The 18727-nt window shown below is 55.7% G+C and carries 9 protein-coding genes; 5 read left to right on the forward strand and 4 right to left on the reverse strand.

What is annotated here, in order from left to right:
* The first annotated feature begins 12 nt into the window (after positions 1–12).
* Together R3C20_16065 and R3C20_16070 are read left to right on the forward strand one after the other, a co-directional pair.
* Positions 13–6366 carry an MG2 domain-containing protein gene (locus tag R3C20_16065; protein ID MEZ6042019.1) on the forward strand — a complete coding sequence of 2118 codons (6354 nt, stop codon included), beginning with the start codon at positions 13–15 and terminating at the stop codon, positions 6364–6366.
* 208 nt (positions 6367–6574) lie between these two features.
* A complete protein-coding gene (locus tag R3C20_16070) occupies positions 6575–7345 on the forward strand; it encodes a DUF1559 domain-containing protein (protein MEZ6042020.1) in 771 nt (256 codons plus the stop codon).
* A gap of 3 nt (positions 7346–7348) precedes the next feature.
* On the opposite strand, the gene R3C20_16075 is transcribed toward R3C20_16070, so the two are convergent.
* From R3C20_16075 to R3C20_16085, 3 genes are all read right to left on the reverse strand, one after another.
* Positions 7349–9607, reverse strand: a complete 2259-nt coding sequence (locus tag R3C20_16075; GenBank protein MEZ6042021.1) for a protein kinase — start codon at positions 9605–9607, stop codon at positions 7349–7351.
* 172 nt (positions 9608–9779) lie between these two features.
* Complete coding sequence (locus tag R3C20_16080) at positions 9780–10763, reverse strand: purine-nucleoside phosphorylase (GenBank protein ID MEZ6042022.1); 984 nt, start codon at positions 10761–10763, stop codon at positions 9780–9782.
* A gap of 158 nt (positions 10764–10921) precedes the next feature.
* Positions 10922–11899, reverse strand: a complete 978-nt coding sequence (locus R3C20_16085; GenBank protein MEZ6042023.1) for a hypothetical protein — start codon at positions 11897–11899, stop codon at positions 10922–10924.
* A gap of 213 nt (positions 11900–12112) precedes the next feature.
* On the opposite strand from R3C20_16085, the gene R3C20_16090 reads away from it, so the two are divergent.
* On the forward strand, positions 12113–13741 hold the full coding sequence (locus R3C20_16090) for an NAD(P)/FAD-dependent oxidoreductase (protein MEZ6042024.1): 1629 nt from the start codon (positions 12113–12115) through the stop codon (positions 13739–13741).
* Positions 13742–13931: 190 nt separating this feature from the next.
* On the opposite strand, the gene R3C20_16095 is transcribed toward R3C20_16090, so the two are convergent.
* Positions 13932–14243: an EthD family reductase gene (locus R3C20_16095; protein ID MEZ6042025.1), complete on the reverse strand. Its 312-nt coding sequence runs from the start codon at positions 14241–14243 to the stop codon at positions 13932–13934.
* 387 nt (positions 14244–14630) lie between these two features.
* On the opposite strand from R3C20_16095, the gene R3C20_16100 reads away from it, so the two are divergent.
* Positions 14631–15896, forward strand: coding sequence for a hypothetical protein (locus R3C20_16100; GenBank protein ID MEZ6042026.1), 1266 nt, complete (start codon positions 14631–14633; stop codon positions 15894–15896).
* Positions 15896–18679, forward strand: a complete 2784-nt coding sequence (locus tag R3C20_16105; protein MEZ6042027.1) for a tetratricopeptide repeat protein — start codon at positions 15896–15898, stop codon at positions 18677–18679. The genes R3C20_16100 and R3C20_16105 overlap by 1 nt, the downstream gene beginning before the upstream one ends.
* Positions 18680–18727: the final 48 nt, after the last annotated feature.

Here is an 18727-nt window from a genome sequence, read left to right on the forward strand (position 1 = left end):
AGGAAATCTGTCATGCGTTTAGCGCTTGTCACCCTGCTTTTGACAGCAGTGGTCAGTACAACGGGTCTGATGGCTACCGTGTTCGTTCAGGATCGTGACGCAATGAGACAGCAGGCCGATCAGTTGATGAAGGATGGCAACTGGGCAGAAGCCTGGGATTTGCTGGAAAAGCTGTCCCGTGATGCAGCCAACACCGATCGCCGACTGGCACAGGATCTAAGGAAAGCGGTTCAATGTCTGAACACGCTGAATCGCACGGCGGAGTTTGATGATTATCTCGAAAGTGTGATCGCCGCCCATCCAGCAGACTGGAGACTGTTGTCCACTGCTGCCAGCCTGCTTCAGGGGAGCGTGCCACACGAAGGGTTCCGAATCGCGGGCCAGTTCGAACGTGGCTATCATCGGGGAGGCGGTGAATCTGTCAGCGCAGAAAATCGAGATCGCGTGCGATCGCTGCAGTTGATACTGGACAGCATCGAGGCGATTCGTGATGACGAAAGTGCGACGGCCCAGGAACGTGCTCAACTGTACAAACAACTTGCCGACAGTATCGGGGCTCACCGATTTGGTGAAGCATGGAGACTCCAGGACATCACCGATCTGAGCACACTGCCCGATTACGACAAAGGGGCCGGATACAGATACGGCCGCGGATTTCGAGGTGCTGCTTACGGAGGTGAAAACAAAGGCGCGCCTGTGGATTCGGATGGAAACCCGGTCTTCTATTCCATGCCGGATTCCTGGCAAACCGCCGTCAACGATGGCCAGCGCTGGCGGTGGGCTCTGGATCAGATTGTTCAGGCGGATCCATCCCGGCGCAGCGAAATTGATCTCGAATGGGCCGGGTTTCTGCAAACACAGTTCGGAGTCGCATCCAGCGCTATTGGCGGTCCACCGGTGGTTCAGCGTATCAAAGTCGCACAGCCTGAAGGGCAGACGGAATCGGGCGTATGGGCCGCACATGAACTTAGTGACAACGAAACCATCGCTCGCCTTACCACTGGTGTGAAGCGATTTGCCTTGCCGGATGAATTCAATCATCTTGTGATTTTCAACAGAGTCATCGCTCGAAACGATGATCATAAGCGCGCAGCGCTGGAAGCAATGATCAGCGTCCGGATGAATCGTCACCAGTATCCGCAGGCAGCGTCGCTGCTGGCTGAGCGACTGAAGGTATCGACATCCGACATCGAAAGGAATGCGGTGCAGCAGCGCATCGATCAGATCACTGGAAACTGGATCCAGTTCGAAAGTGCCAGCGTCCAGGCGGCAGGCCGCGGTGCGACAGTGGATATTCGTTACCGAAATGGTTCGAGCGTTGCGTTCGCGGCCAGCCCGATCAACATCGATCGGCTGCTGACCGATGTGAAAAACTATCTGCAGAGCAACCCGGACCAGCTGGACTACCAAAAGGCCAACATTGGCGACGTCGGTCATTTGCTGATCAATGGGGATCATGAAAAGTATGTCGGCCCGTCGATCGCAAACTGGACCGTGCAGCTGAACCCGCCGGCCGATCACTTTGACGCTGAAGAGACGATAACAACACCACTGCAGAAAGCCGGCGCATACTGGCTGACGGCAAAGATAGACGGCGGTAACGAAGTTCGCATGGTCATCTGGGTTGCTGATACAGCAATTACCCGAAAGCGGATCGAAGACGGCACCCTGTATTTTGCCGCCGACGCTGTCAGTGGAGCCGGAATTGCCAATGCAGATTTTGAATTCTTTGGCTGGAAGCAGGAACGCATCGATCGAACCAACAAATACAGAATTCAGACAAAGCGATTTGCTGCCCGCGCGGATGCAAACGGGATTTGTATTCCGGACCCATCACAGACTGTGCGAGGATTTCAGTGGTTGTCGATTGTACGAACGAAAGACGGGCGACTTGCTTTTGACGGATTCAACGGTGTGTGGAATCCGGACAAGATCGACGTGTTCAGCTATTCGCCCATCAAAGTCTACACAATCACTGATCGGCCCGTTTATCGACCGGGACATGGTGTGAAGTATCGTCTCTGGGTTCGACAGCCGCGATTCAGTGAAGACAACGCTCGCTTTGCCAATCAGGATTTTCTGGTCGAAGTCCGTAACGCAAAGGGCGAAGTCGTCGACGAACGTATTGTCAAATCCGATCAATGGGCCGGGATCGATGGGGAATATGAACTGCCGGCTGATGCCACGCTTGGAAGCTGGCAACTGCGAGTTTGCGAACCGAAGCAGGGAAAACCTGAAAACCGCGCGGTTTTTGGCGTTGGCCGTTTTCAGGTAGAAGAATACCGCAAGCCGGAATTCGAAGTGACTGTCGACGCCCCGGACAAGCCCGTCATGCTGGGCGAAAAGATTCAGGCCAAAGTGAATGCAACATATTACTTTGGGGCACCCGTCGCCGAAGGGACTGTCCATTACAAAGTCGAACGAACTAAAAAGGACAGTCGCTGGTATCCCGTGGCAACATGGGACTGGTTGTATTCGCCCGGCTATTGGTGGTTTGCTCCGGATTACACATGGTACCCGGGGTTTGAGCGATGGGGTTGTATGGCGCCAATCCCACCGTGGCACAACTGGAGCCCCGATCCACCTGAGATCGTGGTGGAAGGCGATGCAGAACTGCAGTCGGACGGGACCTTTCTGATCGATATCGAAACGGCAGCCGCTTTGGCAAACCACAGCGACAGCGATCACAGCTACAGCATCACCGCGGAAGTTGTCGACAAATCGCGCCGGACGATCATTGGCAGCGGCAGTGTGCTCGTGGCTCGCGATCCGTACAAAGTGTTCGTCTGGACGGATCGTGGCCATTATCGAACGGGTGACACCGTCAATGTGAACCTTCAGGCTCGAACTCCGGACGGCAAGCCCGTTCAAGCAACCGGCAAAGCGTCGTTGTTATCCGTGACCTATGACGGCGATAAACCGGTCGAGCAGGAAGTCGCATCGTTCGATGTCACAACTAACGAAGCAGGGACCGCTTCACTAAGAATGGTCGTGCCATCTGCCGGACAGTTTCGCGTCAGTGTCAACCTGACCGACGGCGAAGGCCACCAGCAGGAAGGCGGCTATGTTTTGTATGTTCGAGGTCCCGGTGCAGACGGTCGCGGTTATCGATTTAACGACATCGAACTGATCACGGAAAAACGTGAGTACCAGCCAGGCGAAACAGCGACGCTTCAGATCAATACCAACAAAGCCAACAGCACTGTGTTGCTGTTTGTTCGACCGGCCAACGGGCTGTGTCCAAAGCCGATCGTACTGAAACTCAACGGCAAGAGCACCACGTTTGACATCAACATCGAACGTCACGACATGCCCAACATTTTCGTGGAAGCGGTGACGATTGCTGACGGCCGCATTCACAGTGAAATTCGGGAAATTGTGGTACCGCCAGAACAAAAGGTGGCCAACGTCGAAGTGCTCCCGGCTGCTGAACGCTATCGCCCGGGTGAAGAAGCCACAGTGCGTTTGAAACTGACCGATGCCAACGGCAAGCCATTTGTCGGTAACACCGTTCTGAGCGTTTACGATGCCAGCCTGGAATACATCGCAGCCAGCGCCATTCCGGAAATTCGGTCCTATTTCTGGAACGTTCGACGGCATCACAGCATTGTCCTGCAGAGTACCCTGCAGAAGAACTTTGGACCGCTGCATCTGCCCAATGAAAGCGTCATGCAGGTCTTGTGGGGGAATCAGCCGATCATGCGTGGCGGTCGCGCCCGATTTGGAATACAGGCCCGCGGGATGGGCGGCTTCGGCGCCGGCGGGTACTTCGATCCGGCTCCCGCCGCACCGATGCCCATGATGGAGGCAGAAGGTGCGATGGCGGATTCCGAGGTCGCTGGCCTGTCGGTCGGACGCCAAATGATGGCGAAAAGTGCTGTGGCAGCGCCCGGAGATCCAAACTCCGAAGCCACACCAACCGTTCGTTCCAACTTCGCCGACACAGCTCACTGGGTGGCCAGTGTCACGTCCGACGAAAGCGGCATTGTCGAGGTGAAATTCACCGTGCCGGACAACCTGACCACCTGGAAAGTTAAAGCCTGGACGCTGGGCGAAGGAACGCGAGTTGGTTCGGGCGAATCTGACATCATCTGCAGCAAAGATCTGATCATCCGTCCGCAGACGCCGCGATTCTTTACCGAAACCGATCTCATCACACTGTCTGCTGTTGTCCATAACTATCTGGACAGTGCGAAGAGCTGCCGCGTGCAGCTTGAAACCGAAGGCGGTCAGTTGCAGTTGCTCACCGATGCCGAACAGGTCGTGCAAATCGCGGCAGGTGGTGAAGTGCGAGTCGACTGGAACGTCCAGGTGATTGCATCGGGCAATGTTAAAGTTCGCATGAAGGCACTCACCGACGAAGAATCCGACGCCACCGAATACAGCGTGCCGGTTAACGTCCATGGCATTCGCAAGACGGAAAGCTACACCGGCGTCATTCGGCCGGACGGCGATTCCGCAAGCGTCACCGTCATCGTGCCGGACAAACGCATCGAAGAACAGTCGCGGCTTGAGATTCGATACAGCCCCTCGCTGGCAGGAGCCATGATCGACGCGCTGCCGTATCTGGTTGATTATCCGTATGGCTGCACCGAACAAACGCTCAACCGTTTCCTTCCCGCCGCCATCACTCAGCAAACACTACTGCGAATGGGTGTGGATCTAGCGAAGGTCAAGGATCAGCGGTTCCAGCTCAATGCGGCCAAAACGTATCTCGGCAAGTACCCGGATCACTGGGGCAAGCCACCGGAAATCCAGACGCGTGACATCCGTCCGCTGCCCGCTGATTTCGGCATGGGCAGCAGCACACTGGCCGCGTGGATTCAAAAGAACATCGACGCCGATGCAAAGAAGCTCAACGGTGTCGGCAAGAACTTCAATCCGGTGTTTGATGAAGTCGAGATGAACAAGATCATCACGCAGGGCGTCACCGATCTGACCAATATGCAACTGTCCGACGGCGGCTGGGGCTGGTTCAGCGGCTATGGCGAACATTCAACGGCACATCTCACATCACAAGTGGTGCATGGGCTGATGATCGCTCGCGATAACGGAGTCCCCGTGCTGCCGGATGTGATTCAGCGCGGCGTCGAGTGGCTCAGGAATTATCAAGCGGAACAACTGGTTCTGCTTCGTGAAGGTGACTGGCGCCGCGAGAATCCAAAGAAGCTCGAAAAACGCGACAAACGTTACAAAATGCAGGCCGACAACATGGACGCGTTCGTGGCGTTCGTGTTGAAGAAATCAGACTCACACGACGCTGCAATGAATGCCTACCTGTACCGAGATCGCGAGCATCTGTCGGTCTACGCGAAGGCTTTGTCAGGCTTGGTCTTCCACGACGAAAACCTGATCGAACAACGCGACATGGTACTTCGAAACATCGAACAGTTTCTCGAACAGGACGACGAAAATCAGACTGCATGGCTGCGCATGCCGCAGAATTCCTGGTGGTACTGGTACGGCAGCGAATACGAAGCGATGGCGCGTTACCTGCAACTGTTGATCAAGGTCGATCCGAATGCAGAACGAGCCTCGCGACTGGTTAAGTATCTGCTCAACAATCGACAAAATGGTACCTACTGGAAGAGTACTCGCGACACAGCTCTCGTGATCGAAGCCATGGCCGACTACATCAAAGCCACGGGCGAAGATCAGCCTGACATGACGGTCGACGTTGTCATTGATGGCCAGGTCGCAAAGACCGTGACCATCAATGCCGACAACTTTTTCAGCTTCGATAACAGCGTGTTGCTGGAAGGCGACGCGGTGAAGACCGGTCAGCACAAAATTGAACTACGACGCAAAGGCACCGGCCCGCTTTACTTCAACGCGTATCTAACCAACTTCACAAAGGAAGACCACATCACCGCCGCCGGTCTGGAAGTCAAAGTCGATCGCCGCTTCTATCGGCTCGAACGCGACGACCAGGAAGTGAGCGTTCAGGGCGATCGTGGTCAGGTGGTCAAACAGCAGACGGCGAAGTACAAACGCGTCCCGCTGGAAAACCTCGACACCGTCACCAGCGGTCAGCTGATCGAAGTGGAACTGATCGTTGACAGTAAGAACGATTACGAGTACCTGCTGCTGGAAGATCACAAGCCCAGCGGATTCGAACCTGACGATCAGCTCAGCGGTTATGTGTACGAAGGTCTGCGAGCCTATCGGGAACTTCGTGATGATCGAGTCTGCTTCTTCCTGAGCACCCTGGCCCGCGGCCAGCACAGCATCAGCTACCGCTTGCGAGCCGAAACGCCCAGCCAGCAGGTCAGTGCATTACCATCCGTCATCGAAGCCATGTACAGCCCGGAACTGGTTGGCAACAGCGACGAATTCAAGCTGCGAGTAAAAGATCAGGAGCAATAGGGGAAGTCCTTCTTTCTGAACGACGAGTCCAGGTGTTGGATCATCAACGATCGACGCCCGCCAATCTCCCCGGGGATTGCCCACGGGGATTCGTTCGGCAAATGCAGACTTTTGCTGAAGACTTGCAGACAAGTTTTCCGGGCTGACAGGTCTCCAGGTGCGCCCTGATCAATGCTTGTTGACGTCTGAAGCCCTGGAGATCTTCGTTATGACACCGAACCCGGACAGTCAGGTCGATTCAACGATCCCGGTTTCCGAATCGGACCGCATCATTCGAAGTGGAGATCGAATCAGTTTGATCCTGATTGGTGTTCTGTTCGCCGGGATTGCCTCAACCGCTGTCTATTCGTCTTCGTTTAGCCCGGAGGCACGGCGAGCCAGATGTTGCGCTCGAATGGAGCAGTTGTTACTGGCCATGGATCAGTATCACGTTGATTACGGTTCCTTTCCGCCAGCCTGCACCGTTGATCGGGAAGGGCGACCGTTGCACAGCTGGCGAACTTTGCTGCTGCCTTATCTCAATCAGTCGTCGTTGTATCATCAAATCGATCTGACCAGGCCCTGGAATGCGCCGGAAAACAGTCGGGCATTCCAGACGGCGATGCCTCTGTTTCAGTGTCCCTGTGCCAGGCTGGGTCACAATCAATCGACCTATCTGGTCCTGAATGGTCCGGACTGCATTTTCAACGCGGACAAGACCATGCAGATTCGGCAGATCACGGATGGCACCGCCAACACGATTGCGATTGTGGATGTGCCCGAATCGATGGCGATTCCCTGGATGCAGCCGGTGGATCTTTCGCCGGACATGTTACCGTCGATCAAACGAATGGAAGATCTGTCGCATTCCGGGGGATTGATCGCAGGATTTGCCTGCGGGAAGAGCCATTTCATTGACTCCGGGATCGATGACAATACGCTCAGGCATCTGTCGACCGCTGCCGGGGGCGAGGGCTGCAACTGTGCGGCGAATTTCTGATGGTCACGGACCTGACAGGCCGGGGGGCGGGGCGACGGGCCGAACAGTCGAATGACTTCGATTGAAGGCACGCCAGACAACTGACCAGATGATTGCCATCAGCGTCAGCGCGGCCAGGACGGCCATCCAGGCGTGTCGCGTAGCTCGCCGCGCCATGTCGTCAATCGGCTGAAGTGCCGTGGCACGTTCTTCCTGGACAATGACCATCCATGGACTTTGCATATTGGTGATGGGGGACATGGCCGCAATCCATGGCCGTTGATATTCGTCAGTACCATTCCATGGCTCCGCTGGTTTCACAGAATTGCCGGATGCATTCTGTGGATCGGGCAGCGCATCCGATGTATCCGCCGGATCGGAAATCGCTGGCATTCCTGATAACCGGCCCACGGGATCGGTGTACACGGGCAACCGAATATCTTCCGGCTGCCCATTATGTTGAGCCATCGCGGATTCAATCTGACGGATAGTACCGGTATCCAGGCGAAGCTGGTGGAAGATTTCGTCGATGGTTTGGTCTGGCAGTTCCAGTAGAGACTCAGTCAGCCACGGATGGTCCAGGAGCTGCCAGTCGCGGGAATCTGCCAGTGCAATAATTCTTCGGACGCTGTCGGCATCTGATCCCTGCATGCGCTGGCCCAGCCGAGCCTGGAGTTCGCCCAGATGCGCGGTTCGGGCGAACACACCTATGACTTCACCTTCGCTGTCGCGAACCGGGACGCTTAACGCCACCATGTAGCGGTCTGTCGCGTTGCTTCGAAACGCGAGGCTGACATGGCGATCCTGAATCGGCTGAATGTCCTGCGGAACCTGTTCCGGGTCAAATTCCTCATTTCGTCCATGAAAATAGTCGCGCCAGTTGAAGCATTCACCCACCGTGGATTCATACTTTTGTCGCCACAACTGAATGCCATCGCGGTCTGTCAGAAACCAGCTGGTATCCGGGCTTCGGTTACGGCGAGTATTCGCTTCTGTACAGCGTTGTTGTGCCATATCCAGCAGCTGAATCCATCGGGGTCGGTCTTCCAGCGGCAGAATGTGTGACGCTTTCATTTCCGCAATCACGTCGTCGGTTGGCCGGTTGAGGACATCTTCCAGGGCGCTGCCCACTTCTTCGTCTGCCAGCACAAGTTCAAGTTCTTCCAGCCGATCCAGCAGTTCATCTTCCAGTGCAGCGGCCTGAAGTCGAGCGGAAAGAGCATCGCTTTCCAAAGCACGCTGTGTAAGACCTTCTTCCGTCATGGCCAGATTATTTTCGAGTGCCGTAACAAAGATGGGAACCATGGCGGCCATCAGCAATACCGGACCGACAACTCCCAGCAGCAGAAGGGGGCGTCGTGAACGGTGCCGGTCGCGGGCATCCAGCAGGTCGCGCACGGCCTGAGCATTCGGAAGTCGTTTCTGAGGTTCGACAGCCAGACACTCATCAATGATGTCCGCAAGCCGTGAATCGACTCCCCGAACGGATCGATGCAACGATGGTACTGGCGATGTCTGAATCGCAGAACGGTAGATTTCCAGACGATCGCTGAGGGATTCGGCAGCCTCCAGCTGTTTCTGCATAACGTCCGAACGAAACGGCGGCTGGCCGGTAATCATGTGGTACATCATCGCACCAACCGCATAGACATCCCAGCGAGAATCGGGCAGTGCCTGCATGTCGGCCTGCTCTGGTGCCATGTAATACAGCGTACCCAGAGCGGGACTTTGCTCGTGCGACATGCGAGCCTGGCCAAAGTCGCAGATTCGGGCATGCAACTGCCCATCCAGAAGCACATTATCCGGCTTGAGGTCACAATGCAGAACGCCCGCGCCATGCGCATCGATCAGCGCGCTGCACACTTCTCTTGTGATTCGGACGGCTTCGTCCACGGATAGTGGACCTGCGGCCAGGTAGCTCCCCAGCGATCCGTTTTCGACAAACTCCATGACAAAGTACGGCGGCTCTGCGGTCCAGCCAACATCCAGAAGACGCACAATGTTGCGCGACGTATAAACGGCGGCCAGCTTTTCAACTTCCCGATGCAGCATCGACCAGTTCAGTCCGCGGCGATGGGGATAGTACTTGATGGCGACCATCCGACCGGTACGGTCTTCCCGTGCCAGCCAGACTGTTCCATAGGCTCCCGTTCCCAGGCGGCGAACGACGGTGTAACCCTCAATTTCTGCCGGCGGACGATTTCCCTGTAGGCTCAACCGACGTGATCTTTCATGATCATCTTCGTTCTGAACCTGAGTGTCGCCTGGATTCTGCGAAGTCATGAGTCTGGTCGAGCAGTTTTGGGAGCATAAGTGGCGGTCCGCAGGGAGGATGATACCAGCGGATGGTGCTCCGGGGCAATTCGCGCCGTCAATCGCTTCGGGAGAGAGGACTTCCCCGGTCGAATGCCAGCCCGGATTTCATGGGCAGGCACGGAATCACGGATGTTCTCGATTATTGCCGGTCGATGGATTCGTCAGACGGACAGTCGGGCAGCGCGCTGATGGCTTCGATGACTTTCCAGAGCCAGTCCGTGAAATCGTGCTCGATCATGGAGGCCGTTTGAGTGACGTCTGTATGGGTCAGCTTGTCAGTGCCCAGCCCGGCTGCCAGATTTGAAATGCAGGAAATACCAAGAACGGAAAGACCAAGCTCGGATGCCACCAGGGCTTCCGGCACGGTGCTCATTCCGACTGCATCGGCACCGAGAAATCGCGCTGCTCGAACCTCAGCCGGAGTTTCGTAGCAGGGGCCGTGCATCAGTGCGTAGATGCCCTGATGCACGTGCAGGGAACACGGGACAGACGCGGCCGCCGCTCGCAAATCTGCGCACCAGACCTGACGTCGCAACCGATGGGTGACTGACACCGGAACTCCAACCGAAATCATCGCGCGGTCATCGGGGCGGGGTCGGCTGAGCAGCGACACAGAAGGCCATTCGAGGTGACCGGAGATCAGCATCAGGTCTCCCGGCTGAAACTCGGGTCGGATACCGCCGGAGGCATTTGTGATGATCAGTTTATTCACGTTCAGTCGGTGCATCAGTCGTGTTGCAAAGGTCACTCGCGATTGCGGGTGACCTTCGTATAAGTGGACCCGACCTTTCAACAGAAAGACGGTACTGTCATGGTGCGTGCCAACCAGAAGTTCGCCTGCATGGCCCGCAATTCCAGGCACCGGCATCCCCGGAATTGTGCCGTAATCCATCCTGACCGTGCCGGGACGATTGGCCAGCTCTTTCGCGGCGTGACCAAGTCCCGAACCCAGAATGACGGCCGTTCGATTTTGCTTTAAGGGGACGCTCGACAAACGGGACAACACAAGATCTGCTGCGCGGTCGATCAGATCGTTTATAGACTCATCAATCAAATACACGGTTGAAAGATCCCTCCGGTGGTACCCGCTGGCTGTACGGTCTGTGTCTGTGCGAGACTGCACGGCAGGACGACTCGTTGATTGAGCTCGTTTGTTGCGGGCTATGCATAGATGATAGTAGTGCTGTGTGGCGTAGTCTATGCTGTCGAGTTGGGTGTTTACATTGCGTCCCCTGGTGCGTCCCCTGGTGCGTGCCTGCATTACAGTTGTGTCGCCCCTGGCTACGACTGCGGACGTGCGGGGACTCGCCAGCCAGTTTTTTCGAACAGGGGTACGTACGCAGACGGGATCCAGAGCCGGTCTTCCGTTGACGGGACAAGAGGATAGTCGAGCGGATGGATGAGCGAATCGGAATCGGAATTCAGATCGATCAAATAGCGGGATGCCGCAACTCGACGCGAGAGATTGCGAAGCTCAAATGGTTCCAGCAACAGGGGATTCATTGGATCGAAAATCCCCCGGTGTTGTTGCCGTGCATTGCGAACAGCACCTCGGGCCATACGCAGTTCGGTGTCGTTATCGGCCATCACCTTTGCCTGGCCGGGAGGAATGACTGCTTTATCGATGGATTCGGGGCGATCCCACGGATTGATATTAGGCCAGATGAAATACGGAAAGGCGCGGCCGCGTTCCAGCAGGCGAATGTTGTACGTCTTCGGCCGGGGTGTTGGTTCATTGGCTTTGGGCTGGTTGCGATTCACAATGCAAAGCAGGCGGCCATAGCCGTCCATAATTTCAAAACCGAAGTTCATGTAGTAACTGAATGTGTCGGGAGTCTGCTGCATGATCTGCATGTCTTCTGCGATCATGGCCTGAAATTCATCCCGAGCGGCAACGGCATGTTCGAAATGTGTACGGGCTTGTGGAGCACTGCATCGCACCTGAAACCAGGCACGTAATCTCGCTGGAAGTTCGCTGGTCATGGGGCCAAAACGATCGTGGAAGGGATCGCTCAGAAAGTCAGACCAGCGATTGTCTTCCAGGCTGACAAAGTTATTGACAGGAGGCAGCGAGAAACTAACTTCCGGCGTATCGATGCCAAGCATTCGGACACCGACATTTCCATCCAGCTGAACAGCGATTGTATCGCCATCGTGAACATGCTGCTTCGGAGTGCCATGCTGATTGCTGTAAATACCGGGGCGGGCAAATCCCGTGGTCCTGTTGTTTCTCGAATCCGTTCGGATGGCGTTTGGCATGGTGATTCTGGTCCTGTGCGGCCGAAAGAAAACGACTCTGGTTAATGATTCGAATGCGCTGAACGATTGTTGTGGCTCGTGGGACGGCAATCCGTGCCGTCACATGATGCAGGCTCGGGAGGTATCGTAGACTGCCCTGCAATGCACCGCTAGAATCCTCCGCATCTTCGCGCGAAGGAACTGCCACATTCTGAATCAATCCATGAAGATTTGATGAAATACGACTGCATCATCATCGGCGGTGGACACAATGGCCTTGTGTGTGCTGCCTATCTTGCCCGCGCTGGGCGTAGAGTCCTGGTTCTGGAACGCCGACCCTTTCCCGGAGGAGCGTGCGTGACGGAAGAACTTTGGCCAGGCTTTCGAATTTCGACGGCGGCTTATGTCGTCAGCCTGTTGTTGCCTGAAATCGAACGTGATCTCGATTTGAAGCGTCACGGTTACGAAGTCCTTCGTCGAGTGCCTTCGTCATTCACTCCGTTTGAGGATGGTCGTCATCTGTTTCTTGGCCCGGATGCGGCTCAGAATCAATCGGAAATCGGTAAGTTCTCGCAACGTGATGCGGAACGCTTTCCGCAGTATGAAAAACTGCTCACGCAGATTGCGGAGAAACTGGAACCGGTGCTCAGCAATACGCCGCCCGATCTGTTGCCTATGCCTGCTGAATGGCGACGCACATCCTGGGGAAAAAAACTGCGTGACTTCCGGACCAGTGCATCGATCTACCGCGCTTTTGGTACGTTGGGCAATCGATTGCCGGAGGCGATCGAACTCCTGACCGGCGCGGCGCGACCGATTCTTGATCGCTGGTTCGAGTCTGATGAACTCAAGGGGACGCTCGCCACCGATGCCATCATTGGCAACTTTCAGAGCGTGTCAGCTCCCGGGACGGCTTACGTTTTACTCCATCACGTGATGGGTTCGTCCGGTGGAGCTCGCGGAGTCTGGGGCTATGTTCGGGGCGGAATGGGGCAGCTGTCGGAAGCCATCGCCAGTGCTGCTCGCGAGGCCGGTGCGGAAATTCGATTCGAGTCAGAAGTGGCCGAAATTCTGGCGGAACAAGGCCTGGTGAAAGGCGTGCGTCTGACGACCGGCGAATGCTTTGAATCATCAACTGTCGCGTCCGGTGTTGATGCCAACCTGACCTTCCGAAAATTTCTCAGCGAACATCACCTGCCGGAAGATTTCCGTCAGGCCGTTGATCGAATCGACTACAGCAGTGCGTGTGTCAAGATTAACCTGGCGATGAGTGAGCTTCCAAAGTTCTCTTGTCTGAATGGGAAGTTCGATTCGGGCTCATCGCCTGGCCCGCAGCACAACGGCACAATTCACATCAATGCCCGCATGCAGGACCTGGAAGACGCCTGGTTCGATGCTGTCAGTGGAAGGCCTTCGCGCAAGCCAATCGTCGAAATGACAATTCCAACATCGGTGGATTCCACGATCGCCCCGCCGGGAATGCACATTGCATCGATGTTTGTGCAGTACGCTCCTTACCATCTCGGCAACGGAACCTGGGACGATCATCGCGAAGCATTTGCAGATGCGTGCATCGAACAGGTGAATCGTTTCGCTCCAAACTTTGCAGCGTCTGTGGTTCACCGACAGATATTGACGCCCGTAGATATCGAACGCATTTACGGCCTGACCGGCGGGAACATCTTTCAGGGCGCCATGCCGCTGCATCAACTGTTCAGCATGCGACCTGTCGCTGGCTGGAGCGACTATCGGACTCCACTGGAAGGACTCTACCTTTGTGGAAGCGCAGCGCATCCGGGTGGTGGCGTGATGGGGGCCTGCGGGCGCAATGCGGCCCTGGAAATCCTGCGGGATCACCGTTGATCCTTCTTTCAGGAGGACCTTATCGTGCATTGATGCGATAAGGATGGTATCGGACGCGGCTGATTTGCAGCGGCTTAGCGTAGCGTAGCTGTCCGTTGAAAAACCGGGACAGGCACCCTGGATCAAAGGAAAGCGTCGTGTTTTAAGGTTTCCTGCTCGAGCCAGTCCCGTTCTTCAGCAGGTTGCTAAGTTAGATGACATCTTCGATCTCTGTGTAGACGAAGGTGACGCCGCCGGTTGCGTAATTGGGGACATCCGCCACGGCCGCCTGCCCTTCGGGTGACGCGAGGATTTCGTCCAGCTGTTCTCGCGATTCTGCGACCAGATCTGCCATGTAATACCACGGCGACGGAGTTCCGTCTGCCAACCCCTGAACTTTCCCAATTGTCCACCGCCGGAGGCCGACCATGCGTTTTGCAAGTGGGATGTGGATTTCCTTGTAATAGCGATCAAAGGCTTCCGGATCATCGGGGTGTCCGTACAGGACGAGCAGTCTGATCATGGAGCGATACCCTGATAAAGGCTGGTAGAATGGTGGCTCACTGGACCCGCAGGCGGGATTATCGCCCAAACCGCTTCAGGCAATTTTGAGATGTGTTACTGTCTTCCACAGAATTCTGCAAACCGTCGAAAGTGTGGAGCTTGATTGGTGGGGGTCTGTACTGACCGGAGTCTGCGACATTCTTCTGTGTTCTGCCAGCTGCTAACAGCCTGTTGAAACACGGGACTGGCTCGGCCAAAAGACCTCAAAACACGCTGGTTTCCGGGTTTTTCAAAGGACAGCTAAGACAAAAGTCGGGTGCTTCCAGAACGCTCGTTGACTTCGCGCACATGTTTATACAATAATGTATAAATACATTCGCGTATTAATTCGCTGGGGGGGTTTGGGATGCGGAATATCACAGGTCCACCGGTTGAGAACGATGATTTCTTCGATCGGAGCGAAGATCTTGTCGGATTTATCCGCGAATTTGTGAATCAGAGCAGCGTTTTGCTGGTGGCCCCGCGGCGTGTTGGAAAGTCTTCACTGGCTCTGGAACTCAGCCGAATCCTGCGTCCGCTGACCTTAAGTCCGGAGATGGAAGCTCGGCTTGAGTCCGCCAATTTGCTGACTGCGACCAAAGCAACGGCCTGGCTCCCCGTGTATTTTTCGGCAGAAGGTTGTTCCGATGATGTCGACTTTGCCGACAGGCTGGTTCGATCGCTCAAGGACGGCGGGCTCAGGGCTGACGGTTTGCAGCAACTGGAATCACTCATCCAGCGGGTCCGCAGTGGTCTGGGAATCCGGCGGGTGGATGGTGGATTGAATATGGAACTTTCCGATGCGGCCGAGGTACAAGGCACGTCACTCGGGAGGGAAATCGAAAGTCTGTTTCGCAGAATCGAAGCGCAGTCAGATGATTCGGTCGTGATTATCATTGTCGACGAATTGCCGGAGCTGTTGTTGACGCTGTCCAGAGACTCCGGTGGTGACCATCGCGCAGAGCAGTTCCTGCACTGGCTTCGCCGAATGCGGCAGACCTATCGGAAACGCATCCGTTGGATGTTCCTTGGATCCATTGGTCTGGACACGTTTACGGATCAGCGTGGTATCCGGAAAACGATCAACGACCTCGTGACACGTAGTGTCGGGGCCTATTCGCCGGAAGTAGCGGACCGCTTTCTTGAGAAGCTTGGGCGATCAAATCATCTGCTGCTTACGCCGGAAGTGCGGAAAGAGATTCTGGCGAAAGTTGGCTGGCCGCTGCCGTATCATCTGCAACTGATCTTTCATGCGCTGGTTCAATTGAACCTGTCTGCAGAAGTGACGGCTGCGGATGTGCAGAAAGCACTGGAAGAACTGCTGCAGCCCGGTGGTTATGGTTACTTCGATACCTGGCGGCAACGCTTAAAAGAACAATTCTCGCAGGCGGATGCCAATGCTGCCCGCATTATTCTGAAGCTGCTGTGCCAGCATCCTCAGGGGCTTGGACGTCAGCGATTGTTTGACGAACTGATGAGTCAGACGCAGGCGGATCCCGGTGAGACGGAAGAACGCCTCTCCGATCTGTTGATGATCTTGTGCCGCGACGGCTATCTGATGACGAACGTCGACCGTTACACGTTTCGGTCTTTCCTGCTGAGGGAGTACTGGTATCGGCGGGAGGTTCGGTGATGGAGAATCCTGACAAACATCCGGCTCTGCCGCTGCATCGCATGCGGGTTTACAATCCCGGACGCATGACGGATGTGGAAATTGAACTGGCTTTTGTGGCTCGCAGGGACACGCTTCAGAGAATTCTGCAGGACGTGACTGCTGAGGAGCCAAACGGCCGACCGCAGCATCATTTGATTATTGGTCAGCGCGGTATGGGTAAGACGACTCTGTTGTTGCGCATCGCTGCCGCGCTGCGCAGTGAACAGTATCGCCATAAGTTCATTCCACTTGTTTTTGCGGAAGAACAGTATTCCGTGGATCGTTTGTCACGATTCTGGCTGAACTGTCTGGATGCGCTGGCGGACAGTTGCGAACGTGAGCGCCTGCAGGACGATGCCGAACGGATCGACAGGATTATTTCCGATCTCCCGCGATCAGCCGGTTCCACGATGGAGAAAGATCACGCGGCAGCGGTCGCAGCGCTGGATGCGTTCATGCAGGAATCGGCCACACTGAATCGGCGCCCGGTTCTGCTGGTTGATAATCTGCAAATGGTGTTCTCCCGCACTGTCCAGCAGCAGCATGAATTCCGTGAAACTCTGATGCGTCCCGGGGCCCCGATTGTGGTGGCTGCCGCTCCACAGCGTCCTCCCGAGCTGGATGATTACGGAGCTGCGTTTTACGACCAGTTCAAGAGTCACTACCTGCGTCCGCTGACAGCAGACGGAATGCGGGAAGTGATGTTGTCACTTGCTGATCAGGCGGGCCGAAACGACATTCGCCAGCACATTGTGCAGAATTTCGGGCGACTCCAGGCGCTCCATCAGCTCACCGGAGGTAACCCACGAACAACGGTCCTGCTGTTTCATTTGTATGCGGAAGATTGTTCTCCATCGGTTGCGGACGATCTGGAAAAACTGCTGGATGATGTGACGGCGTTATACAAGGCACGGTTTGAGGACCTTCCACACCAGCAGCAGTTGATTGTGAGTGCGATTGCAGAACACTGGGATCCAGTCGACAGCCGCACCCTCTGTCAGACAACCGGACTGGCAGCCGGAAAAGTCAGCAGCCAGCTCGATCGACTGATGAAGACGGGCGTGATTGAAGATGTCGAACTTTACGGTACGACTCGTCGGGGCTATCAGTTGGCGGAGCGATTCTTCAATGTCTGGTTCTTGATGAGACACGCGTCTCGTCGGCAGCGCCGGCAAATTGCATTTCTGACCCGTTTCCTGGAAACGCTCTACGAACCCACGGAACGCGAAAGCATCGCTCGACAGATGTCACTGGAACGCGGCATGAGTCGTGGTCGAATGCTGATGAGTCTTGCTGTGGCCGATACGCTGGTAGATTGTCCGCTGAAATCGGACCTCACACGCAACACGCAGCTGGAAGCGCTGGAGCAGCAGCGAAGGACCGCTCAGGCAGAAGCGGACCGTCTTCTGAACCTGAAGGACGTGTCGAATGAAGTTCAGGAATTCGATCAGCTGCGAAATCGACTTCGAGACCGCCTGGGGATCGAACTCAGCCACCGCGTCCTGGGTGACTGGCGTTTTCTGACGTCGGGACGAAGAGAACAGCTGGCCGCCAGAGCCGCGTTTTCTGACGATGAACGCGCACTGATCACGAAGGAGCTGGAATCCAATCGAGTACTGGATGAGAAGTTGTATTCACCGGAGACGCTGGACTGGCTTGCAGAGCGAATGAGCTCCGGACAACTGTGTTCCGCAGTGCACGCAGCGGAATGGGAGCGGGCCATCGATGCGGCAGATCACCACGCGGAACGCATTCGAATGATTCTGGGTGCCATGCCCGAATCAGTGGCAGCACAGTTGACGGAGAAAACACAGGACCTTGCCGCGAGAATTCTTCAGCCGACTGCGGACGCCGATGCAGAGGAGTTCTACCAGTACGCTGTTTACCTGCATTTGAAACTCAGGAGATATACAGATTCAGAAGCGGCTTACCGGACGGCCATTCAGCGCGATCCTGCGTTTGCCAGACCGTGGAATGGGCTGGGGGCTCTGCTGAAGAACTGCCTTCAACGCTATGAAGAAGCAGAAGACGCCTACCGACGCGCCATAGAACTTGACCCATCGAATGCATGGCCGTGGAACAACCTGGGGAATCTGCTTCAGTATCATCTTGATCGTTATGAAGAGGCGGAAAGTGCCTACCGTCGAGCCATTGATCTGGACCCTTCGTATGCCTGGCCGTGGATTGGTTTGGGAAATCTCTATTGCGACGCGCTGCACAGGTTTCAGGATGCTGATGATGCATTTACGAAAGCCATGGATTCTGAGGCCACCCGAATTTCTGCGTTGCTGAACCGCATTTTTCTGCAGCGAGATTTTCTGGGAGATCCGGAGGCTGCTCGCCGCCTGATGGAGAGCGTCCCGGACGACCATTCGGCGTGGTTTCATGACACGTTTCTGCTGCATCAGGCTGTCTTTTGCGCCTACGATCAGAACTGGGGACTTGCCGCAGAACGACTGGAGCAGGCTCTGGACCAGCTGCATGATGGACTTCCGGCTTACACGGCCGACGACTGGTCGCGCACCGCAGCAGTACTGCTGCATCTGAACTATGGGCAGCCAATGCTGTCTTTGCTGGAAAAGCGCGGTGATGAGCGACGACTGCGACCGTTCTATGAGGCCGTTCGAGCTCACGTGGGCGGCGACCGGCGTCTGTTGTTGAACATTGCCGTCGAAGTGCGTCAGGCTGCCGAATGGATTTTCGACCAGATTGCCCTGCGAAGAAGATGGCTTCCCGAATCCACGATGGCAAAACGGGAGTGACAGCATTGCCAGTTGGTCCTGCCTCGGTCAAAGGTCAGGACCATTTCA

The sequence above is a fragment of the Planctomycetaceae bacterium genome, assembly GCA_041398825.1.
Taxonomy (GTDB): Bacteria; Planctomycetota; Planctomycetia; order Planctomycetales; family Planctomycetaceae; genus F1-80-MAGs062.

Coding starts and splice junctions, on each gene's coding strand:
- R3C20_16065 (MEZ6042019.1), top strand. CDS start 13: ATGCGTTTAGCGCTTGTCACCCTGCTTTTGACAGCAGTGGTCAGTACA.
- R3C20_16070 (MEZ6042020.1), top strand. CDS start 6,575: ATGACACCGAACCCGGACAGTCAGGTCGATTCAACGATCCCGGTTTCC.
- R3C20_16075 (MEZ6042021.1), bottom strand. CDS start 9,607: ATGACTTCGCAGAATCCAGGCGACACTCAGGTTCAGAACGAAGATGAT.
- R3C20_16085 (MEZ6042023.1), bottom strand. CDS start 11,899: ATGCCAAACGCCATCCGAACGGATTCGAGAAACAACAGGACCACGGGA.
- R3C20_16090 (MEZ6042024.1), top strand. CDS start 12,113: ATGAAATACGACTGCATCATCATCGGCGGTGGACACAATGGCCTTGTG.
- R3C20_16095 (MEZ6042025.1), bottom strand. CDS start 14,243: ATGATCAGACTGCTCGTCCTGTACGGACACCCCGATGATCCGGAAGCC.
- R3C20_16100 (MEZ6042026.1), top strand. CDS start 14,631: ATGCGGAATATCACAGGTCCACCGGTTGAGAACGATGATTTCTTCGAT.
- R3C20_16105 (MEZ6042027.1), top strand. CDS start 15,896: ATGGAGAATCCTGACAAACATCCGGCTCTGCCGCTGCATCGCATGCGG.